Raw genomic sequence first — 22,898 nt, 5'->3', positions numbered from 1 at the left:
GGATGAAAGGACTTCTACGTGTATTGGCTTTTAGTTGTATGGCAGTCAGTGCAGCGACCACCGCTGAAGAGGTGAATTATTACGTTATCGCCGACCAAGCAAGGCCATTTCAAATCGAACAACAAGGACAACAACACGCCGGGATCGTGACGGATATTGTGAACGCGATTTTTGCCAACTCAGATTATAAGGTGAATTTTCACACCTATCCGTTTAAGCGCATGATTTCAGTATTAGAAGCGGGTGGGGAAGAAAACTGGCTGACATACGGCAGCCCTGATTGGGGTCGAGTTCAATCAGAAAACTTATCTAAAGAGCCTATTTACACTGTAAAACACGTGTTGGTATCCAGCAGTGATGCGCCTTTTAAATTCAATACCATGCAAGACATCAAAGGTCGTTCCATCGTATTGCTGCTAGGTTTCGACTACCCAAACTTAATGCCGTTTTTTGAAGATAAAACCGTCAACGAGATGCGCGTTAAAGATTACGACGCCGCATATCGCGTAATTCAGAGAACGCCAGGCGATACGGCGTTTGTCGAGATGGAATCGCGGGTGATGTACAACTTAAAACGTCTGGAGCTGCCAGTCGAACAATTTGAGATTCAATCTTTTAGCGCTGTGATCCCCGACTATTCGATCTATCTGGCCTTTTCTCCAGAGATGAAACCTGAAGTACAACACTTTATTAATCAACGCCTGTCGGATCTAAAAGCCTCGGGAGAGATCGATAACATCGTCAAACACTATCTTTAACGCGCCTAGCCCTTTTACTGGTGCAGCTTTTGAGATCCCCACTAAAACGCCAGCCTTCTCAAGCTGGCGTTTTTATCTATTCGATTTGATACCCGCCAGAAACGATCATTCCGTTTGATCAACAAAATGGGGATCAAACATGTGCCCTAATTTGTTTGCTTTGGTTTTTAGATAGTGTTGGTTGCTTGGATTGCGACCTTCTTGCAGTGGCACACGCTCAACGACATTGATGTGCGCGTTTTTCAAAGCCGCAAGCTTACGGGGGTTGTTGGTCATCAGACGCACTTCGTCAATCCCTAAATGCTCTAACATCCCTTTGCAAAACGCATAGTCTCGCATATCAGCAGCAAACCCTAAACGCTCATTCGCCTCAACGGTATCCGCACCATCATCCTGCAAGTGATAGGCGCGAATTTTGTTGATTAAACCGATGCCACGTCCCTCCTGACGCAAATAGAGCAGCACGCCGCAGCCCTCTTCGACGATGTTTTGCAACGCACGATTTAACTGAAAACCGCAATCGCAGCGTGTGCTAAATAGTGCGTCTCCAGTGAGACATTCAGAATGGAGCCGAATCAATGGCGCAGGCTGAGACGTCGGGTCGCCATACACCAGCGCGAGATGCTCCTTCCCTGTAGCCGTCTCGATGAAGCCGTGCATCATGAATGTGCCCCACTGAGTTGGCAGCTTAGCTTTGTCGATGAACTTAACCAAATTGTAAGGCTCGACATGTCGCAGCTCTGCGCGTACGTTCATCAGAATTTCTCCTAGGTGGTTCAAACCTTTACCGTCTCCCCCATCTCCCCAAAATGCGTCCTTGTGCGAATGCTCGGTAAGGCAAGCATTGCCCGTGCGCATCAGTTTCTGAGCAAGTTTCGGGTTTTGGAGGAATTTTTCTCGCACAATGAACGCCATGACTGAGAGCTTCATGTTGTCCCAATCGCTGCGAACGAGATGCTCGTACTGACGGCTTAACGCGAACGCTTCATCCGGCGATTGGGCTTTCTGAATTTTGGTTTGCAGTTGGGCATCAACAAATTTCTGAGCTTGATAGTAGTGTTCGCTGGTGGGCCAAGATTGGGAAGATATTTCGACGGGGGCATGACAGAAGTTGGAGAGGAAGCCGTGCGGCTCATCGGGCTCGTAGAAAAGGATCTGATCAACCATATTCGCGCTCCTGCTTAGATGATATGGATAGTCAACAAAAGGCATATCCTACTGATATATCTTTTAGTAACGCCTCTACCATTTGTCAAACCATAGTAAGCAAGCAAAGTAACTTCAGACTGAATAAAAATAAGGTTGGAGAACAAACAAAACGAGCAAGAAACTTCGGTTAAATGATGGGGTTAGCAAATAAAAAGGGCAGCCAGTTGGCTACCCTATGGAGTGGTACACCGAATTGAGAGAATCAGTGAATCAAGCCAAGTTCTCTTGCTTCTTCAATGCTTAACCCGCTTTCGCGGATTTCACGCAGTGCCTCAATGCGACGTCTGGCTTCTGCTGATTTCATTGTTTTCTCTGGCTTCACAACGGTTTCTTCTTCTTCGGGTAATTCCCACTTGTGAGCGATGTTGGTCATCTCTTCATGGTCGATAGAATTAATGGACATATTTCCTCCGAACACACCATGTTTTGGACAGCTAATCTATAGCAAACCCACTGTGCGGAGGTAAGAAAAACAGTGGGGAAATGTGACCCCTCCCGACCTTTCATCAACTCGTTAATAGATTCATCACTTACCTTTTGCCAAAGGCCAAATTTACGATTAAATTTGAAAAATTCCCCCTAAGAAAAGTGTGCTGATCCAGCTCTCACTTTTGTCTTTTTTTATCACACTCTCGTAACCAAAATTCGACTTTTTCTTTCATTCAAGTTTCGAGTCACTTCACCTATTCGGTCGATTACGCTTTCTTCTCATTTGCACATACGATAATGATAATAATTATCTTTTGTATTGGTTAGGTATTTTTAATGAGTGAGATTAATTTAAGTCACGCCTTTCACTGCGATCCGGTCATCCAGATCCGAGATTTGTGCGTGGACTACATCACCGACAATGGTGACTTTAATGCGGTGAAATCGGTCAGCTTTGATATTGGAAAAGGCGAAGTATTCGGCCTTGCTGGGGAGTCTGGATGCGGAAAGAGTACCATCGCTTTTTCGATCAATCGTCTGCACAAGCCGCCCGCGTTTATCTCTGGCGGACAAATTCTGTTCCAAGGTAAGGACATCTTACGTTTGTCCGATAAGGAGCTAGGAGCGCTGCGTTGGAGCGAAATCGCCATGGTATTCCAAAGTGCCATGAACTCGCTTAATCCGGTACTGACCATTCAAGAGCAGTTTGCAGACGTCCTACGTCATCATCAAGGACTCAGCAACGAGCAAGCCAAAGATCGCGCCGAAAAACTGCTCGATTTGGTGAACATCCCTCGAGATCGACTGGGTGAATATCCGCACCAGTTCTCTGGGGGAATGCGCCAGAGACTGGTTATTGCCATTGCGCTGTCTTTAAACCCTAAGCTCATCATTATGGATGAACCAACGACAGCGCTTGATGTGGTGGTGCAGCGAGAGATCCTGCAGCAAATTTATCAGCTGAGAGAAGAATTTGGTTTCTCAGTTCTTTTCATCACCCACGATTTAGCTTTGATGAGCCAACTGTGCGACCGCATCGCCATCATGCGCCATGGTGAGATCGTAGAAGTCAATCACGCTTACGAGATCCGCAATCACCCACAGCACCCTTACACGCAAAAATTGTGGGCCTCGTTCCCCAATATTCACGATGTTCACAAGCAGCCAGAGCAACAAGGAGCACCAGCATGAGTCAACCGATCATTCAAATGAAAAACGTGATCAAAGAGTTCACTGTGGGCGGTGGCTTTGCCAAAGAAGAGACTTTTCGAGCGTTGCAAGGCGTCAGTTTTGATCTTTACGCTGGGCGAACATTGGCTCTCGTTGGCGAATCAGGCTGCGGTAAAAGCACGTGTGCAAGGCTAATCACAAAGGTTTACCCGGCGAGCGAAGGGGAAATTCTATTTAACGGCACCAACATCAATGACATCATCTCACGACACGATATTCAAGATTATCGCAGTAAGGTACAAATGGTGTTCCAAGACCCTTTTGGATCGCTGAACCCTACCCACACAATTCGTCATCATCTAACTCGCCCGTTGAAAATCCACAAGAAGGTGCAGCATGACCGCGAGATCCCGGCGCGATTGGACGAACTTCTCAAGCTGGTGGAATTGCCAGAAGAGACGTTAAACAAGTACCCGCACGAACTCAGCGGCGGTCAGCGTCAGCGAGTAAACCTCGCACGCGCACTGGCCGTCGGTTCACAAATAATTTTGGCCGATGAGCCAACATCGATGCTGGATGTGTCAATTCGCTTGGGCGTATTGAACTTGATGCAGCGTATGAAGCAAGAGCTTGGGATTGGCTTTTTGTACATTACCCACGACCTCGCCACCGCGCACTACATCGCTGAAGAAACAGCGGTGATGTATAAAGGGCAAATCGTTGAATGGGGTGACACGCACGCGATCTTGAAAAATCCACAGCACCCATACACTAAGTTGTTGATCTCAGCCGTACCCGATCCTGATCTGCCATTTGGAAACTTGGTGAAAAATGAACCAAACTACTCAATAGATGCCGATGAGATCCGTCATCGCAGCAGTGTTGTGGTTGATGAATATGATCAAGTTGGTCCGAATCACTTTGTTAAACAATGGATTGAGGCTGCATGATGGAACTGACCTCCTGGCAAGATCAAATCTCGGATTGGTATGAAACTAGGAAGCATGATCAAGTAGACGTGTTAGAAGCGATCTTGTACGAAGCTCCTGATACCGTGTTTGGTCCTGAGCTGTCTGATCAACAAAGTAAAGCCATCGCCTGCTGGCTAGATGGATGTTTGAGAGTATTTCAACACGCCAGGTATCAAGACCATCACAAAGCTTACCAAACTCTGCTCTATGCAAGCGCGAAGCTCGAACAAGCGGCATGCGACCCCATGAGTGATATTCTACTTAGAGATTGGTGCTTAAAACGTTTACAGCATTTGACCGTATTGGCGTTGGAATTTTGCAATCAACAGCAAGATCAAAACCAATGGCAACAACAGGCCAATAACTTGATCGAATCACATGTCGCCTTAATGCGATCACTTAACTGGAACGAGGCAGGGAAACATGATCAAGCACTGCGCCACTAATACGGAAGAATGATCAAGAGCGTTCAGGAAAATTAGGCAAAAAAAAAGCGAGTTTCTTGAGGAGAAACTCGCGAAGTCTATTCAGAATGAATGTAACAATATGAGCCAATCTATTAATCATCAGAAAGGACAAAAGGTTGTCTATTCGAGATAAATCTTAGTCTTCGCTCAGACATCTAATGTCAGTGGTTTGTTAGAGTTGAGTCTGTTTTCTATCATCGAAAGACATTGTTACATTTTAAATCAATCAGTCACGGCTATTACTCACCCCTGCTTGCGCGAGATCATATTAAATCGCCATTTCATCCAAAGCACGGAACACCATCTCATCCATGTGACCATCAAACACTTGTCGGCAAACTTTACGGCGCACCGCTAAACCAGCAATCAAACGTTCAATCGTGAGATGTTTAACCTCGTTTTGAGTGTTAAACAGCTCTACAGTTTTGCTCAGAGTCTCATAAGGAATCGGTTCATCCCCTACTCTCAACCAATCTAGCTTCTCAATGTACTCAGAACACTCTTCTTTGATTGAGGCATACGAGTGCCCTGTCATTGCAGACAATGCCGTTATACTGCGTTCTAGCGCCTCTGGAGAGGTGTATTTCGACAGGGTAATGGTGATCTCATCAGCGTTGATCTCGACAAGGTGCTTTCTTTGCTTCACTCGCCGACCCAAATTTCCACGCGGAGACGGGGCTTTGCGCTGAATAGGCTCAAATTCGCCGTCAATGATGCCTGAGAGCGCTTCAAGCTGCTGTCGGGTTACCATCTCATTACGAAGCGGGTTTGGCAACGTAGGCGCCATGTTGCGCTTGCCTGCGTTGGTTGTACGAGCACGTGAGTAACGCAGCACCTCTTCGACGTCACATTTGATGTCGATCTGGTAATCCATCACTTTATCATTCTCGATCATAGTTTCGATCGTTAAGTGATAGCCCCATAAGTTCACAACAAAAAGATCGTCTGTCCCTTTGCCGTCTGACAAGCGTTTCAGCTCACGGATCAGATCCATTGAGAATCGACGCCATTCAATGTTACGTGCAAGCTTCTGATTTAACTCGCTCAACAGCATGCAATCTGTGTGTCGGCGCACCATACGACTACGGAAAAACGAATACAGCTGGAACACCAACGTATGCTGTTTCAGGATTTCTGGTGGGAACAAGAAGAAATAATCGCGTGTTAGTAGTTCTTCGTAGAACGACGGTTCCCACACCAAGATGTATAAGTTGGGTTTAATACGAATTTCGCCATCACTGCCTTCAACGGGCGCTTCTTCTGAAGCCGTGATGGTACGGGCTAAGAAGCGGAAGCGGTCACTCTTAAAGCCTTCGGGCATATTTTCACTGAGCCATCGACCAGTGAGTTCATGCAGTTGGAAATCGGTAAACTCGATACGATCGATACTGTCACGGATGGAATCACGCGCTGGGCCACTGTCTTTTTTGCCACGTAATGACAAAATATCGGTGATGTAGAGCGGCGTTTTATTCGGAACGTGCGCGGCATCCATTTGATATTGATCTTTATGATGATCATGGTATTGCACTGTCAGAGTAAACAACGCAAACAGCGTCATCAGATCATCGACTGTCATGATATTTTTGGAAGATCGCGTTTCAATCACCGCTTTGGTGCCTGAGATCGACACCATGGATTTCTGATAGCTTTTACGAGTGCGAGGTGGTGCGAGTGCTTGGTCAATGATCCCAGCCCAATTCGTTGGTGAAACGACAAATTGATCCGCTTCATCCTTCATCATTGGTGGTGTATTTAAGCCGTGCTCATTCAACAAGCGCTTGTTCACTTGGGTTTGTGCGAGTGCCTTAGAACGTTTTTGCTTTTCATTCTGACGAACTTTGTCAGTGACTAAGCTTGTTGCCCCCAAAACCGAAATGAGCTGGTTTGGGTTTACAAACTTATGCAGCATGGTTTTACCTGCTAGGCCTTCCTCAAAACGTACTGGAGTCTGGGTAAATAAGCCAATATTGACAGCCGCTCGTAAACGTTGCTGAAGTGCAGCACGAGTCAGTTGACCGTCTGTGGCTTCAACAATCTCTGTTGTTGAAACAAGTCCATCTTTGCTGCTGAAACCTCGCAATGAGATCAGATTAAGCAACTCTAAGATGCTTTTGGTCACCCCTTTGAAATGTTGGTACTGCTCTACCCAATCAGCAGAGGATTCATGTACCTCAAAAAGATGGCCATCCTTATGGCTTCTTGGTGCTTTAATCAGAATTTTTTCATCAGCCGTCATTTTAGATCCAGATCACACTAGCCGTAGTTGTGCTATGGTTCCGAAGAATAAAGAAAAACAGATCATAAATAAAGAAAAAATCTTGTTTTTTAAATAACTGATCTTTTTGATTATTCTGATCTTAATTGATTATATGATCTATTGATCTGGTTATTTTTGCGAGCATAAGTTGCTGTTATTAATGAGTATTTTTTGAAGGTGTTTCGGAACTATGATCATAGCTTTACCGAAACGATGATCAACAAAACCTTGAAAGCATGATCACTTCATTCCGCAAGCATGATCATTAAGTTCCTGAAAAGATGATCAAAACAATCATGAAACGATGATCATGATGTCTGTACAGGTTATCCACAGAAATCCGTGATTGCCTCGATCTTGATTTGTCGATCCTATGCTATTGTGAGTGTTTCGAGGTTGCGGATCAATGATCAAGCTAAGGTTATTTCATCTCTCTTTACCTTCAATTGTTGCCAAATTAGCCAAACGATTAAAATGACGTCAATTTGGGTCCTTCGCCTCAAAGATTGCATGATTATCAGAATTAACGGAAGCATGATCATGAAAGACACTATGTCTTGTTTGCCGATACTGTATTTCATCGTTCCGAAGGTTGAGAGGCGCATTTATGCGTCAATCCCCCATTCCGTCTGCACTCAGCCGTAAATAGCGCATTAAAAAGCATGCTTCCGAGAAACCTACTTGCTTGATCATTTTTCCGAGAAATGGATCCATGTACTCAAGCCTTGATTTACCTTCATTCGTCCATTATCTGCCATGATCATGCTTTCGTATTTACAGTTATCTTCGAAAACATGATCAAGAGTCTTCCTTGATCATGGTTCCGTTCTTATTCGCGTTGTCTTTTCGCTGATTTTGCTTCGGATGCATGATCAAGGTCGTGACGCGACACGATTTCCTCTCTTTTCCTCCACAATCAGTATGTAAAATGATTAAAGTCGATTGAAATCACATAATCCGTAATTTAGCCCACTTATATAATCGTTCCGGATAAAATAGATTTACATTGTAAATAAGTGACAATGTAACACTTTTAATTTTGATAAGAACTAACCTCTTTTATTTGGAATAAATCGATTAAAAATTGATATATTTTTCTTCTTAAATCATAAAACAGCCAATTTTGATGGTTTTTTATGTGATGGTTGTTCAAAATGAATGTGCACCTTTTTGTTGTTTTTGAAGTCTACTGCTGTACAATTGGATGCAGATATCCTTCCAACGGAATTTGGCATGAAAAGAGAAAAAACGATTGAAAATCTTCAAGAGTTAGCTGAGCTGACGCAACAAGTTCAAGCTGACCGTATTGAGATTGTTTTGGAAGAGCGAAGTGACAACTACTTCCCACCAATGTCTAAGGCGATGATGGAGACTCGCTCTGGTTTAACTCGTCGTAAACTGGATGAAGCGATCGGTAAGATGGAAGCCGCAGGCCACCAATTTACTAAAAACAACGCGAATCATTACTCCATTACGTTAGAAGAAGCACACATGCTGATGGATGCGGCTGAAGTGCCAAAATTCTATGAGCGTAAGAAGAATAACGGCAATAAACCATGGATTATCAACGTACAAAACCAAAAAGGTGGTACGGGTAAATCAATGACGGCCGTACATTTGGCTGCTTGTTTGGCGCTTAACCTAGATAAACGCTACCGCATTTGTTTGATTGATTTGGACCCTCAAGGTTCATTACGTCTGTTTTTAAACCCGCAAATCAGTGTGGCTGAGCACGACAACATTTATTCAGCGGTGGACATCATGTTAGGCAACGTGCCTGATGGAGTAGAGATCGACCGCGAATTTTTACACAAGAACGTGCTGTTGCCGACGCAATATCCGAACTTGAAGTCAATCTCCGCATTCCCAGAAGATGCTATGTTTAACGCAGAAGCGTGGCAAACGCTGTCTGAAGACCCATCACTTGATATCGTTCGTCTATTGAAAGAACAGCTTATTGACAAGATTGCGAATGACTTCGATATCATCATGATTGATACCGGTCCGCACGTCGACCCTCTGGTTTGGAATGCGATGTACGCGTCCAATGCACTGTTAATTCCTTGTGCAGCAAAACGTCTAGACTGGGCATCTACGGTTAACTTCTTCCAGCATTTGCCTACGGTTTATGAGATGTTCCCAGAAGATTGGAATGGCTTAGAGTTTGTTCGTCTAATGCCAACCATGTTCGAAGACGACAACAAGAAGCAAGTCTCGGTATTGACGGAAATGAACTATCTGCTTGGTGACCAAGTGATGATGGCAACCATTCCACGTAGCCGTGCATTTGAAACGTGTGCAGACACCTACAGCACTGTGTTTGATTTAACCGTAAGTGATTTCGAAGGCGGCAAGAAGACACTTGCAACTGCTCAAGATGCGGTTCACAAAAGCGCATTGGAATTGGAGCGCGTATTGCACTCTAACTGGCCGTCATTAAATCAGGGGTAAACAGTAAATGGCTTTGAAAACGTCTGAATTAAACGCGAAATTATTTGGTAAAACGAATAAACGTCGAGTAGCGACTCCACAAGAAGCGCAAACGGCAGCAAAAGAAAAAGCGCAAACCATCGAGTTGGCAGTGGCGGGAGAGGGCACGGTTCAGTTTGAATTAGTTCGCATTCCCGCAGATAAAGTGGCAAGCGAGACGCGTGTATTCGCGGACAACGCCCGTGAACAATCTTTCTTGAATGAGCATGCTTTATCTGATGTTTTGGTGACACTGAAAGAGCGTGGTCAACAGTACCCAGCTGTTGGTCGTCGCACTGACGATGGCAAAATTGAAGTGCTAGACGGTAGCCGCCGTCGTATGTCTTGTATCTTGGCGGGGAAGGATTTCTTGGTTTACGTTGGTGATGGCATCAACACTGAACACGCGAAATTCCTATCTGACGTCGCGAATGCTCACAAACCGCTGTCGCTTTACGAAAAAGGTAAAGAGATGCAGGCTAAGTTGGAAAGCGGTGAAGCTGAAGACCAAAAAGCGCTAGCGAAAATGTTCCAATGCAGTGAAGCACTGGTAAGTGGTGCGCTTAAAGCCGCGGCATTGCCGCTAGAATTGCTACAAGCGTATCCAAATGTTGGCGATTTAGGTCGTCCAACCATCGTTAAACTCCACAAACAGTTCTCAACATTGACCGCTGAGCAGCAGCAAAACTTGTTGGATAAATGCCGTACGTCGGAAGGTTACTTGTGGCAACGTAGCAAGGCACAAGGCGTGGCTCGTTTGACCAAAGAAGTGACGGAAAGCATCGAAAGTTGGATCTCTGAGTTAGCACCAGCTAAACCTGCGAAAAAAGCTGAAAAAGTTGACCTTGTCAAAGGTCGAGCAAGCTACAGTCGTAAAGGAAGCAATCTTGCTCTCAATCTGAAGAAAGTCGATGACAGCTTGATGGAAGAAATCTTTGCTTTTGTTCAAAGCAAAATGCAATAAAACTAAGCTTTAACGATAACCGCCTTCGGGCGGTTTTTTTATGTCTGCGATCTTGAGCGTGTGGAAGCATGCTCCGTATAGTAGATGTGATAACATGGCGGCAGTTCAACATCGGATAGACCCCATGCACGCACAATCTGAATTTCTATCTTCACTTCAACGCCAATCTCAACATGCTTTTCAACGCTCAGGCGTTGTTTTGCAAGGAGAGGCCGATTGGCAAGAGGCCATTCTCTCTGCATTTCTTCAAACTCAAACCACACAACGTTGGTTCTGTGTTGGGGATTGGTCATTCGAGAGTGCCTTTTGTGTTGGAATGAAGCAGGGAAATCGACTACTCGGCAGAGAATGTGATGTGCTGCTGTTTGACGCGCGAAAAGAGTTCGATGCTAATAGCTTTACGGCGGCAATTGGCTCTCTCGTTGGCGGTGGAATGCTACTTGTTGTGACAAATACTGCTCAGCCACAACATTTCGCTGAGCAATGGATGCAGACCCAATGGCAAAAGCTGATAGTGCTTGAGCAGGAGAAAGTCATTCCCCAGGTTTCTGAGTTTGCTATTGCGCAGAGAAATACAGAATACATAGAGCAGACTCACGCTGTTTCATTAATCGAGAAAGTGGTGAGTGGGCATCGTAAGCGTCCTTTAGTGCTCACGGCTGATCGCGGTAGAGGTAAAAGCAGCGCGTTAGGTATCGCTTGTGCTCAGTTGTTGCAACACAAGCCGCTGCGTATATTACTTACCGCGCCTTCTATTAACGCTGTTGAGCCAGTCTATCAGCACGCGCAGCGTTTACTTACGGATGCCAAACAGATGAAGAAAGACCGTTTGGAAGTCGGATATGGGTATATTCAGTTTATTGCGCCTGACGAATTGTTGTCTTCGCTGCCTGAGTGTGATTTGTTGCTAGTTGATGAAGCGGCTGCGATTCCCGTCCCGATGCTCAAACAAATCACCGAGCATTATCATCGTTTGGTCTTTTCTAGCACGATTCATGGCTATGAAGGCTGCGGACGTGGCTTCACGTTGAAGTTCATTGAATGGTTGCAACAACAACGACCTGGCATGAAGACGTATCACATGCAGCAGCCAATTCGTTGGAGCGTAGATGATAAGTTAGAAACGTGGTTGTATGACGCTTTTATCTTGAACGCGGAATTATCGCCGCAATCCATTGAAGGCATGGCGAACGTATCGTTGAACAAAGTGGACAAGCAAGCACTGGTTCACCAACCCAACTTACTACGCGAATGCTTTGCTTTACTGGTTAATGCTCATTATCAAACCTCACCGAATGATTTGCTCCATTTACTGCGAGATGACAACAGCTCCGTTTATCTCGCGATGGATAAACAAAATATCATCGGAGTCATTCTCACGGTTGAGGAGGGCGGTCTTGATGACGAGTTAATTGAAGCCGTTCAACTTGGTCAACGTCGTCCTAAAGGGCATTTGACGCCAATCACCATCATCAATCAACTTGGTTTGGTAAAGGTAGGCAGGCTTATTACTTCACGAGTGATGCGAATTGCGGTGCATCCTGATCTACAAGGTTTGGGCGTTGGCAAGCGCATGCTAACACTACTCGAGGAAAGTGTTGGAGAACATGTGGATTATCTATCGACAAGTTTTGGTGCGACGGATGAGTTGATTCAGTTTTGGCAACAAGCTGGCTATCAATCTATTCGTTTAGGAACTATGCGCGATGCCGCCAGCGGTTGTTATTCATTGTTGATGGTTCGCCAACTTGCGAATAAATCACAAACTTGGATTGATGACGCACAAGCATTGTTTCATGAGTTTTTGTCTGCGAGCCTTTCCCTTGTTTATCCTAAGTTAGAGCCGAGTCTGGCTAGAAGCTTGTTGCGTCAACCGATTCAACATCAAACCTTACATCCGACTAAGCGAGTATTGCTTCAAAGCTATGCGCAGGGTGGTGCAAGCTATGAATCGATTTTTGTGTGGTTACAACAGTGGCTGCGTCAACATGGTTTAGCGCCTGTTTCTGATTTGATGATAAGTAAAGTGTTCTTAAACCATGATTGGGGCATTTGTGCCAAACAATTTGGATTATCGGGAAGAAAGCAAGTTGAGCAACAGTTAAGAAGTGAGTTAGAAAAGTTGTTGAGTAAATTTACAGTGTAAACGCAACGCCTTATGGATTTACACTGTAAATAGAGACGAGCTGAGAGGAGTGACTTTACACTGTAAATTCACTCCTTTTTTGTTTTTGATGAATGATAAAAAGCAAACTCATGACCGACAAAGTTCAATGTTGAGCTGTAAACAAAATCGCCAATAAAAGGGAAGGAGTGGCGTCGCCACTTCTATTGTATTGAAGCACTATAACTACAAGCTACAACTTTCTCATGCTGTAGAGTGGAGCATGAAGTGAAACGAGAGTGGAATGATTTACGCGGATGAATCACCATGCCTAATACTTTATTTACTCAATAATACCAAGGCTTCGACCTTTAGTGACCTGAGCCCTATTCTTCGAAGTGCGAGGTTTGTTCAGAAAATGTTTTTGGTTAGACTGAAAGTGTTGATGGGAAGCAAAGTGGTAAGGGTATGTGGAAGCTGTGTCTTGAGTTATCTGAAGATAAGACCAAGGTGATAGCCCGTCTTCCGGGAGAAGTGGACCTCGGTGGTGAGCTAAATCAAAATGAATTAAACGAGCAGCTCGTCGCAATGAACGCTGAAAGGATGTTTGTTGTTGAGGGGGAAGTCGTGAGATTCATTAACTGCGCCAAAGAACGTAAAGCCGAAGCTTACGAAGGCATCGTCATTGCGGAAAAACGCAACGCGCAAGTTGAGGTTGAATTATCGAATAATGACATGCTCGCCAGTATGAACGTTGTCGGTGCGTACGGAGGCCGAGGTTTACGTGGCCCCGAGATTGTTCAAGCCCTTGCTCAAGCGCGAGTTTCGAAAGGCATCAACAAACTGGCTTTGAAGAAAGTGTTAGTTGTCAGCACTCAGCTCAAACCCGGCGAAACTTTTTCTCAACCTGTAGCGGTTGGTAAGCAACCTATCAAAGGCAAAGACGCTCTTTTTACTCCTCTCGTTAAAGACATCACCAAACGTATCCTCAAACCCAAAGACGGCCAATCTGCTAGCGACAAAATTGATTTACGTAACCTCGGTGAAACTATCGCGGTTGACGTAGGCGATGTGGTGATGCGCCGCACGCCTGCGACCAAAGGTACGCCAGGTTTTACAGTTCAAGGGCGAGTGATTCCTCCACAAGCTGGAAAAGACAGCCCAATGAAGCCAGGCAAGGGCACCGAGATATGCAAGCACGACCCAAACCTATTGATCGCATCGGTATCCGGTACGCCTCTGATTAAAGACAAAACCATCGAAGTTGATAACGCACTCTGCCTCAATAGCGTTGGCGTGAATACAGGTCACGTGAAATTCAAAGGGAATGTGATTATCGGTGGCAACATTGAATCTGGCATGATTGTTAAAGCGACGGGCTCTATTACTGTAGGCGGCTTCATTGAATCGGCTGACGTACAAGCGCAAGACGACATTCAAGTCGGTAAAGGGATCATTGGCCACACCGTGAGTGATGGCCAGCCAAAGAGTTGTCACGTCAAAGCCAAAGGTTCGATTCGTGCCAGCTACGCCCAATATTGTGATTTGCAAACTGGCGAAGATATTGAGTTGGCGGTGCACAGCATGAATAACGATATTGTTTGTGGGCGCAATCTGACGGTGCTGGATGCGAACGGTAGGAACGGTACGCTCAGCGGCGGAGATGCAAAAGTCGGTGACAAAGTGGTGTGCTTACAATTGGGCGTAGAAGGCGACACCGCCACTAAGGTAGAAGCGTTCGCGCGCTATTCTGCATTTAAGGAGCGATTAGCAGAGCTCAAAGATCAATACAAACGCGCTCAAGAAGGCACGATGGATGTGATTCGTAAAGAGCTCGAATTTAAGAAACGTCCTAAAGCCGAACGTACCGACGAAGAACAAGCTCAGATTGATGTGATGAAAACACAAAACAACGAGCAGCTTGAAGCGATAAAGCAAAAGCTAGAACAAACGGAACATGACTTTGAAGTCGCGTTAGAAGAAAATATTGTCGAAGCCAAAGAGCGTGTCTTCACTCGCGTGACGGTGCAGTTTGGCGACGAGCAAGTAACGACAAAGCGTACTCATGGCGGTTGTTCGTTCCGTTTCAATCAATACGAAATTAAAGTCTCGGCGAACTTGGAAGAAGAGGACGTCGCTGCGGTTTAAGCTTTCTTACTCACTGAGCCCACATGTCGCAACAAAATGTGTGGGCTTTTGTTTATCTACAAATCGACAATGTGCTCGTGATAGTAGTCCGCAAGCGCACCGACTTGGCTGCTACACATTACTTTCATTGCTTGTTTAATGTGTTCTATTGGCCAGTTCCACCATTGGATATTGAGTAGAGTTTCAATCTCTTTATCGCTGAATCGTTGACGTACGACTTGGTTGTTTCCAACCACCACCGAATAAGGTTGGACGTCTTTCGTCACTACGGTGCGTGCTCCGATGACGGCTCCATCGCCGATGTTTACTCCGGGCATGATCATCGCCTCGCTGCCAATCCAAACATCATTCCCCACCACCGTGTCTCCGGCACGCTCGAAACCGTCTTGTACGCCCTCTCCAAATTCTTCAGGAGAGAAGGGGAAGGTTGAAATCCAGTCAATGCGATGACCTTGGTTTCCTGCCATCATAAAGGTGGCTCCAGAAGCGATGGAACAAAACTTGCCAATGATTAATTTGTCGATGCTACCGGGTTCTCTACTTTGCCATTCTTGAAGTGTGACGGGGTCACCCAACAAGTAGCGTACCGCTTGCTCTTCGAAGCTTTTTTGATGATAGAAGCCCGAGTAATAGCTGTAATCGCCAACGATGATATTGGGATTAGTGATGTGATCTTTAATGACTTGACCTTTTAACCACGTGTCGAAAACACTCATAACTCATCCTTTCAAATTTAGGTTGTACAGAGTTTAGATGCTTTCTATTATTTCCAGTAGTTTGATTTTAGAGATTCAGAATTACTGTATGGAAATAAAATGGCTCAGCTACGTACCACTTTACGTCGCTTTGTGCGAGGAGCGAAGTATTGCTGGCGCGACAAAGCGCCTGAATTGTTCGAATGCGCATGTAAGTCGGCAACTTAAACATCTTGAAGACATATTGTCGGTGCAGCTTATTCAGCGAACTACGCGCCAGTTTAATTTGACCTACGATGGTTTGCGGTTTTATCTGCAGGTAAAGCAACTGCTCGAAGGCGCTGAGCAGATCAATGAGCAAGTCATGGCAAATGAGATCGTATCGGGAAAATTGAGAATAGCGGCGTCCGCTTCTTTTGGTGCTGCGTTACTCAGCCAAACATTGATCGAGTTTCGATTGCAACATCCACAAGTGAGCGTCGAAGTGATCTTCACAGAGACACCTCTCGACTTGATTGAGGCTGGGTTTGATATCGCATTCTACTTTACCGATACTCCTCCAGAGGGATACGTCGGCCATCAGCTACGCACTTTACACTGTAAACCGATCGCTCATCGCTCGTATTTAGCTGATAAACCAAATGTAAGTACGCCAGAGGATCTTGGTGACTTAAAGCACATCCTTTATAAAAGTCGCGAGACTTGGTGTTAGATAAGTGGACGTTTACGCATAAGCAAACTCAGCAGCAGTGCAGCATTGAGTTAGAAAGTACGCTGAGTTTTAATCTTGTCCAGTCCATGTTGGATGCTACTTTGGCTGGCTGTGGTGTAGCCATGTTAGATGAATTTGCACTGGCTAAACTCAAACCTGCACAAAAAGAACAACTCGTGATCTTACTACCAGAATGGCAAACGGATGCGATTTTGCCGCTTTATCTGCTTTACCCAAAACGTGAGCACTTACCAAGAAGAACGCGAGCGTTCATTGATCACTTTAGGAACATATATTCTGTCGGCGAATAGCGACAACAAACTTAGCAACAATTGAGGAAGCAAAGGAATGCGAAAACACTGTATTGCGATTGGTGGTGGTGGCTGGATGATGGGAGAGAACCCGAGTCCGCTCGATCAATACATTTTGTCTTTGTCTGGTAAGGAGAATCCAAACATTTGTTTTCTACCGACAGCCACAGGAGACGCTGATGAAGTTATTGAACGTTTTTACAATGCGAAGCTTAGTGAAAACGTAACCCATTTTCCGCTGTTTAAGTTTGATGTTGGTTGGAAAGAAACGCTATTTGAACAAGACATCATTTACGTCGGTGGCGGTAATACACGTTCGATGTTGGCCATTTGGCGCGAATGGGGAATCGATAGAATACTCAAGCAGTGTTATGAACAAGGCATCATCATTTGTGGCATGAGCGCTGGTGCAATTTGTTGGTTTGAGTTTGCGGTGACAGACAGTGATCCCGAAGCATACCAAGTTATGCGTTGTCTTGGATTAATTGACGGTTTGGCTGCGGCGCATTTTTCCCATGTAGGTGAGAAGTTCGAGGTTTTCCAAGCCTTTGCTCGTTCTCAACCGAGCATCACTTGTTATGGCATTCACGATTATGCGGCATTGCACTTTGTCGATGGAAAATTGTTAGCTACTGTCACCAGCTTTCCTGATGCAGGCGTGTTGGTTAAAATAGGTAACGAAGAAAACATATTGCGAGGGTGAGCTTCTTCAAATCAGCATTAAAGGCAATAACTACTGACCGGACACAGAAGAAGCTCATGGATTCAGCTAACTTACATTAAGTATCGTGCTTACAGCTCGTAACGCAGACCTAAGTGGTAGTAGCTTTCGTCTGCGTGCGCACCGCCAAACGAGACTTCTTGTCCATTGCTGTAGCCACGCGAACCGTTACGATCAACGTAGTTTGTGTAGATAGAAGAACGAGGCGTCAGTTTGTATTGCACTTCTAGCGTTGTATCTTTCAGCTCTAGCTCGTCACCATCACTGTTTTCTAAAGAACGATAACCAGCACGCAGTGCCCATTTGTCATTTACACTGTAAACCGCCGTCAATTCCATCACTTTGTCGGTGCTGGTTTGTGAGTAATAGCCCTCTAGTTCATCTTCCGAGTACAACGCACCCAACATCAAATCACCTAAGTAGTAACGCGTACCTGCGCCCCAGAATGTGTAATCGGTGTCGTTGCTTTCACGTGCATCACCTTTATTTTTCTGCATCGCCACCACTGGCGCCAAGGTACCCAAATTCCCCATGTCTAGCGTATAACGCAGTGTAGCGTTGTAACCGTAGTCGAGCTCAGAAGTGTTGTTTCCTAAAATGTACGCGACAGAAAAATCGAAATTACCTAGGCTGTTTTGGTATTGCAACGTGCCATCTTGACGGAAAACTTGCGTCGCGGTTTTGTCGACTTTATTCGCTTGGCGCGCCATAGAAACATCGGAAGAGGCGAACACATCACCAATGTCGGTAAACATAATTAATCCAGATGCCACGCGACCACCAGTAATGCGACCATAATCTTTCGCATCAATACCCGCCCATACATAACGTGCGGTCAGAGACGGTTTGTCGTTTACTTGGTTTGCGTATTCAGCGGCACCCACTTGGTATTGCGCTTGGCCGATGATCGACGCGTACTCGTTGATGGTTTGTGAACCGTTTAAACCAATACGGCCATCAAACTCGCCATTTGCATCGCCGTGCTCGTCATTTTTACTGGTGACATTGAAACCAAGACGAGAGTAAATATTTAAAACTGACCCATCTTCCGCTTGATACAGCTGCGCTGCCATTGCGTTTGATGCCATCAATGTTGGGAGAAGTAGAGTCAAAATGTGCTTTTTCATGATTAACGACCTTTCATTTCTATTGTTTTAGGTACGACAAAGCCCCTTCCGAGTAACGGAATAAGAAAAATTGTCGTGAAGTAGAGAGAGGGTGCGCCCTTGTTTGCCAAGGGCGCGAGCTAGTCCATTCCTATAGGGGAAGAATGATTTAGCTTAAATCGACGTCTTTGCAGCCAAAGAAGTAAGTCGCGAGGAAGCCGACGATGTAAGAGATAAGCAGGCCAGCAACAAACACCATCATGCCCGGGAAGATGCCATTTTCTGATGTCATGAGAGGAATTGCCACGATACCGGACGGGCCAAACACCGTATTAAGACCAACTGGTAAGCCAAGGTAAGAAACTAAACCGATAAAGAAGCCGCCCGCAGCACCACCAATACAAGCGGTAACGAATGGTTTTACGCGTGGTAATGTCACGCCGTAAATTAATGGTTCGCCAATACCTAGAAGGCCAGGAATAATAGCGCCTTTAACTTGAGTGCGCAGTAGAGCGTCTTTTTTGGCTTTGAAATACAGCGCCATTGACGCGCCAACCTGACCGCCACCAGCCATCGCCAGGATAGGGAATAGCGAGTTAAAGCCCTGTGCTTCCATCAATGCGAAGTACACTGGAACAAAACCCTGGTGGATGCCAAATACCACAGAAATTAAGAACAAACCTGCCAAGATTGCAGCGCCTAATGGGTTATCGTTCAAGTTGAGGAACAACCAAGACATCCCTTTAAACAGCTCGCCGCCGATTGGCATGATGATCAAGAAGGTTACCGCACCCATGATCAACAGAGTGATAACGGACGTTAAGATCATGTCCAGATCATCTGGCATGTATTGACGAACCTTACGCTCGACTTGCGCACCGATGAGCGCCGCCAAAAGTACGCCGATAATGTTGCCGCGCGGATCAATCGCAAAGCCGAAAAACTCGTTCATGCCAGAGTAAATACCGGATGTAGCCTCTGGGTTGTAACCCAGTACAAACAAAGAGGCGAGAATGGCACCATTAACACCAGAGCCGCCAAACGCTTGCTGCGCGTTGTAACCAATCAGAATACTTAAGAAAGCAAACAGACCCTTACCAAAGACTTTCATGTAGGCGATCAAATCCAGCATAAACTGGCTTGGTGTCTGGTCGAGAACAAACATCTGTTCCAATAACGTCGCAAAACCTAGCAACAAACCAGCGGCAATAAAACCAGGGATCAACGGCGTAAAGATGGTAGCAAACTTGCTTAAAAAACGCTGAACCGCACTGGTTTGCTTACTCTTCATCTGTTTTTTCTGCTCGGCCGCGACGGCAGAAAGATCTTGTTGCGGCATATCTGCTTCTTCACTGTCACCAGAGGTTAAGCTGTCGATCAATTGATTCATCATCTCAGCCGCTTGTTGAGCTTTTCCGGGACCGAGAATGATCTGAAATTGCTCATCGCTTTCCACCACACCCATTACGCCGGGAATTTGCTTGATAACTGACTGATCAGCCAAACCATTGTTGGCGAGCGATAAACGCAAACGCGTCATACAGTTACCACATTTGCTTACGTTGCTGCTGCCACCCACTGCGGACAGCAACTGCGATACTGTGTTTGAAGTTATTTTTGCCATAGGGTCTATCCTTCAGAACTCGGATTATTTAGTTATTATTTAGTGCTGCGCGAATAAAACCGTTGTGCGCGGCGAGGCGTGATTTGGCTTGTTCGGCATCCAAATCGGCCAAAATCATTAAGATGGCAGTTTTGCAGTGGCGATCGCAGGCATTTAATGCTCGCTCTGCTTCTTCTTTTGATGCGCCAGTTGCTTCTACAACAATGTTGGTTTGGCGTTGGATGAGCTTGGCGTTGGTGGCCTCTACATCCACCATTAAGTTACCAAATACCTTACCGCTACGAATCATTGCACCTGTCGTGAGCATGTTTAACACCAGTTTTTGTGCGGTGCCGGCTTTCATGCGAGAAGAGCCAGTGACAACCTCTGCGCCAACAATCGGCAGAATCGCGATGTCGGCCGCTTTTGCCATGGCACATTCTGGATTACAGGCGATAGATGCGGTCGTAGCTCCGATGGATTTAGCGTACTCCAAACCACCTAGCACATAAGGTGTGCGGCCACTTGCAGCGATGCCTACAACCACGTCATTCTTGGTGAGGTGAAGTGCTTTTAAGTCGTCTTGACCCATTTTCGCGTTGTCTTCTGCGTTTTCTACCGCTTTTAAAATCGCTTGATGTCCACCAGCAATTAAGCCAATCACCATATCTGGATGCGTGCCGTAGGTTGGAGGACACTCGCTCGCATCAAGAATGCCTAAGCGGCCTGATGTGCCAGCTCCCATGTAAACCAAACGGCCACCATTGGCGAACGCTGCAGTAATTGCATCAACCGTCTTTGCAATTTGTGGTAGTACCGCTTTGACCGCGAGCGCGACTTTTTGATCCTCTTCATTAATGACTTGCAGCATCTCGATGGTCGAAAGCGTATCAATCTCTGCACTGGCTGGATTACGGCTTTCTGTCACCAATCGGCTTAAATCAATTTTCATGTTTTACACTCTTCGTAATGTTCAATCTGAGGGCGATTCTATGGAATAAAATATTCTGTTTTGGTGATAAAAATCACACTTGAGGTTATTCTTTGTGCAGGAGAAATTTGGAATAATGAGAGAAAATATACGTCCATTACATCCGGTATAAACTGGCTTGGTTAGAATAATCACGTAGTTAAATCAAACTCCAATTATTTTTGTTTTGGAATAATTTATTTAAATTTTTTGAGGTTTTTGTTGTGTCAGTTGTCAATAAGATAGTCGCGAGGCGTACTCAGCTTTCGCAAAGTGGTCGTTTGGTCGGCGATTGGATTGTTGAAAACGCAGAAAAGGCGGCGCTGCTCACTAGCCAAGAACTTGCGGCGCAAGTAAAAGTGAGTCAATCGAGCATTGTGAAATTTACTCAGCATATTGGCTTTAAAGGCTACAGCGAGTTTAAGTTAGCTCTGAATGAAGAGATTGGCCGTAAGCATGCGATGCAGTCGACACCGCTGCACAGTGATATTTTGGCAGATGATCCCATTGCGGTTATTTCACAAAAGCTGGTGAAAGCAAAAACAGATGCTATGTTTCAAACCACCAATGCGCTGTCTTATGAAGCGTGTCATCAAGCGGTGAAATGGTTGAGCGAAGCGCGTCGAGTGCAAGTGGTCGGGATTGGGGGCTCAGCCCTGACCGCGAAGGATTTAAGCTTTAAACTGCTTAAACTCGGTATTACGGCGCTTTCCGAACAAGACAGCCACGTGCAGATTGCTGTTGCTCGTACCCTCTCTTCAGAAGATGTGCAGATTGCGATTTCGTATTCGGGCGAACGCAAAGAAATTCTCGTCGCGGCAGAAGCGGCAAAAGAGCAGGGCGCGAAGGTGATTGCGTTATCTGCTCCTGGGAGAAGCCGCTTGCGCGGTATTGCCGATATTACGTTTGATACGATTGCCAATGAAACGGAACATCGCAGCTCATCCATTGCTTCGCGCACCGCGCAAAACGTGATCACCGATTTGCTGTTTATCATCTTGGTTCAGCAAAGAGACGAAAGTGCACGTCAGTTGATCAGCGATATCAGTATCGACATCAAACAGATCCTCACATGATCGCTTAACCAACAGCGTACTAAAGATCCGGATCGTGCATCAGTAAAGCAATAAAAGCGGACAGATGCTTTTCAATGGTGAGATCGGCAGAAATTGCCGGTAACTCCAACGTGATGCAAGGTAAATCACGTTCACTACACCAAGTGCCGAATGAGCCGGGTGTTTCGTAGTCGACATTGTCCACGATTGGCAGCTGAAACTGCTCGCCGAGCCATTTGGCAAGGTTGGAATGTTTGGGATCATCCACAAACGCAAGCGGTTCGTGAAACGACACCACAAACTTTGGCCTGCGCAGTTCAATCAAGTTAATTAATGCGCCAACTTCTGGCTCTAGCTGGTTTTTAGAGCCTGTTTTCACCTTTACGTCTCGAATGGGTGTGTGAGAGCTCCATCGATACACGGTGCCATGCTCAGTCCAATTTTGGGTTGGAAACGCGCGATTGAGATCCACTTGGTTTGCATTTGCGCGTGTGCCTAGCTGGTTGCCGTCCGGATTCAGTGACAGAATCACATCATGTCGTAAGTTTTTAGCTGGCAAGCTTCTTAGCGCACAGGACAAACCTGCAATCGAGGCTGTCTCATCCCCGTGAGTGCCTGCCAAAATCAAACCTCGCGAAGCACTTTCGACTTGCGCCGGAAAATACAGTAGTGGCGCACCAAGCACGGAATGACCGTATGTTGTTGGCCGAATTAAAAATGTCGCTCTTTCCGTTCTTGGAATTAGACTCACCGTAATCTCCTGATTGATGAAGTAA

At 45.7% G+C, this 22,898-nt stretch carries 18 protein-coding genes and 1 pseudogene; 11 read left to right on the top strand and 8 right to left on the bottom strand.

What is annotated here, in order from left to right:
- Positions 1-2 precede the first annotated feature (2 nt).
- Entirely contained in the window at positions 3-758 is a 756-nt protein-coding gene (locus UF05_RS12560) for a substrate-binding periplasmic protein (protein ID WP_025442396.1), read from the top strand.
- 105 nt (positions 759-863) lie between these two features.
- Here UF05_RS12560 and ribA read toward each other — a convergent pair whose 3' ends face one another.
- Entirely contained in the window at positions 864-1,925 is a 1,062-nt protein-coding gene (ribA, locus tag UF05_RS24640; protein ID WP_005477438.1) for a GTP cyclohydrolase II, read from the bottom strand.
- A 244-nt stretch (positions 1,926-2,169) separates the two neighbouring features.
- Positions 2,170-2,370, bottom strand: a complete 201-nt coding sequence (locus UF05_RS12545; RefSeq protein ID WP_005477395.1) for a PA3496 family putative envelope integrity protein — start codon at positions 2,368-2,370, stop codon at positions 2,170-2,172.
- Between the two features lie 362 nt (positions 2,371-2,732).
- Between UF05_RS12545 and UF05_RS12540 the strand changes: the two genes are divergently transcribed.
- Genes UF05_RS12540 through UF05_RS12530 form a run of 3 tightly spaced genes read left to right on the top strand, consistent with a single transcriptional unit; the run spans position 2,733 to position 4,983 of the window.
- Positions 2,733-3,587 (top strand): ABC transporter ATP-binding protein, encoded by an 855-nt coding sequence (locus tag UF05_RS12540; protein WP_025627555.1) that lies wholly within the window; start codon positions 2,733-2,735, stop codon positions 3,585-3,587.
- Positions 3,584-4,516: an ABC transporter ATP-binding protein gene (locus tag UF05_RS12535; RefSeq protein WP_045545615.1), complete on the top strand. Its 933-nt coding sequence runs from the start codon at positions 3,584-3,586 to the stop codon at positions 4,514-4,516. Before UF05_RS12540 ends, UF05_RS12535 begins: the two co-directional genes overlap by 4 nt.
- Positions 4,516-4,983: a hypothetical protein gene (locus tag UF05_RS12530; RefSeq protein WP_045545663.1), complete on the top strand. Its 468-nt coding sequence runs from the start codon at positions 4,516-4,518 to the stop codon at positions 4,981-4,983. The genes UF05_RS12535 and UF05_RS12530 overlap by 1 nt, the downstream gene beginning before the upstream one ends.
- Positions 4,984-5,272: 289 nt before the next feature.
- On the opposite strand, the gene UF05_RS12525 is transcribed toward UF05_RS12530, so the two are convergent.
- Complete coding sequence (locus UF05_RS12525; protein ID WP_020838338.1) at positions 5,273-7,243, bottom strand: replication initiator protein RctB domain-containing protein; 1,971 nt, start codon at positions 7,241-7,243, stop codon at positions 5,273-5,275.
- Between the two features lie 1,254 nt (positions 7,244-8,497).
- Here UF05_RS12525 and UF05_RS12515 point away from each other — a divergent pair.
- From UF05_RS12515 to UF05_RS12500, 4 genes are all read left to right on the top strand, one after another.
- Positions 8,498-9,715, top strand: coding sequence for an AAA family ATPase (locus UF05_RS12515; protein ID WP_005500197.1), 1,218 nt, complete (start codon positions 8,498-8,500; stop codon positions 9,713-9,715).
- A gap of 7 nt (positions 9,716-9,722) precedes the next feature.
- The gene (locus UF05_RS12510; protein WP_045545614.1) at positions 9,723-10,697 is read left to right on the top strand and encodes a ParB/RepB/Spo0J family partition protein; all 975 of its coding nucleotides are present in this window, start codon (positions 9,723-9,725) and stop codon (positions 10,695-10,697) included.
- 124 nt (positions 10,698-10,821) lie between these two features.
- Entirely contained in the window at positions 10,822-12,843 is a 2,022-nt protein-coding gene (locus UF05_RS12505) for a tRNA(Met) cytidine acetyltransferase TmcA (RefSeq protein ID WP_045545613.1), read from the top strand.
- Positions 12,844-13,269: 426 nt separating this feature from the next.
- Positions 13,270-14,949 (top strand): DUF342 domain-containing protein, encoded by a 1,680-nt coding sequence (locus tag UF05_RS12500; RefSeq protein WP_045545612.1) that lies wholly within the window; start codon positions 13,270-13,272, stop codon positions 14,947-14,949.
- Between the two features lie 56 nt (positions 14,950-15,005).
- Here the strand turns inward: UF05_RS12500 and catC are convergent, their stop codons facing one another.
- Positions 15,006-15,665, bottom strand: coding sequence for a type C chloramphenicol O-acetyltransferase (gene catC, locus UF05_RS12495; RefSeq protein ID WP_045545611.1), 660 nt, complete (start codon positions 15,663-15,665; stop codon positions 15,006-15,008).
- 88 nt (positions 15,666-15,753) lie between these two features.
- Between catC and UF05_RS12490 the strand changes: the two are divergent.
- Positions 15,754-16,667, top strand: a pseudogene (locus UF05_RS12490) (LysR substrate-binding domain-containing protein).
- Positions 16,668-16,704: 37 nt separating this feature from the next.
- Positions 16,705-17,370 carry a peptidase E gene (locus UF05_RS12485; RefSeq protein ID WP_045545610.1) on the top strand — a complete coding sequence of 222 codons (666 nt, stop codon included), beginning with the start codon at positions 16,705-16,707 and terminating at the stop codon, positions 17,368-17,370.
- An 89-nt stretch (positions 17,371-17,459) separates the two neighbouring features.
- Here the strand turns inward: UF05_RS12485 and UF05_RS12480 are convergent, their stop codons facing one another.
- The 3 genes from UF05_RS12480 to murQ all read right to left on the bottom strand — a co-directional run bounded on the left by UF05_RS12480 (position 17,460) and on the right by murQ (position 21,049).
- Positions 17,460-18,515, bottom strand: coding sequence for a porin (locus tag UF05_RS12480; protein WP_031818370.1), 1,056 nt, complete (start codon positions 18,513-18,515; stop codon positions 17,460-17,462).
- Positions 18,516-18,663: 148 nt separating this feature from the next.
- The gene (gene murP, locus UF05_RS12475) at positions 18,664-20,118 is read right to left on the bottom strand and encodes a PTS N-acetylmuramic acid transporter subunit IIBC (RefSeq protein WP_045545609.1); all 1,455 of its coding nucleotides are present in this window, start codon (positions 20,116-20,118) and stop codon (positions 18,664-18,666) included.
- 28 nt (positions 20,119-20,146) lie between these two features.
- Positions 20,147-21,049: an N-acetylmuramic acid 6-phosphate etherase gene (gene murQ, locus UF05_RS12470; RefSeq protein WP_031818372.1), complete on the bottom strand. Its 903-nt coding sequence runs from the start codon at positions 21,047-21,049 to the stop codon at positions 20,147-20,149.
- 242 nt (positions 21,050-21,291) lie between these two features.
- Here murQ and UF05_RS12465 point away from each other — a divergent pair, with 242 nt between their 5' ends.
- Positions 21,292-22,143 carry an SIS domain-containing protein gene (locus UF05_RS12465; protein ID WP_045545608.1) on the top strand — a complete coding sequence of 284 codons (852 nt, stop codon included), beginning with the start codon at positions 21,292-21,294 and terminating at the stop codon, positions 22,141-22,143.
- A 19-nt stretch (positions 22,144-22,162) separates the two neighbouring features.
- Here UF05_RS12465 and mpaA read toward each other — a convergent pair whose 3' ends face one another.
- On the bottom strand, positions 22,163-22,873 hold the full coding sequence (mpaA, locus tag UF05_RS12460; protein WP_082064020.1) for a murein tripeptide amidase MpaA: 711 nt from the start codon (positions 22,871-22,873) through the stop codon (positions 22,163-22,165).
- Positions 22,874-22,898: the final 25 nt, after the last annotated feature.

The sequence above is a fragment of the Vibrio sp. S457-15 genome, assembly GCF_000960545.1.
Classification (GTDB): domain Bacteria; phylum Pseudomonadota; class Gammaproteobacteria; order Enterobacterales; family Vibrionaceae; genus Vibrio; species Vibrio parahaemolyticus.
This window is presented reverse-complemented; position numbering and strand designations above follow the sequence as displayed.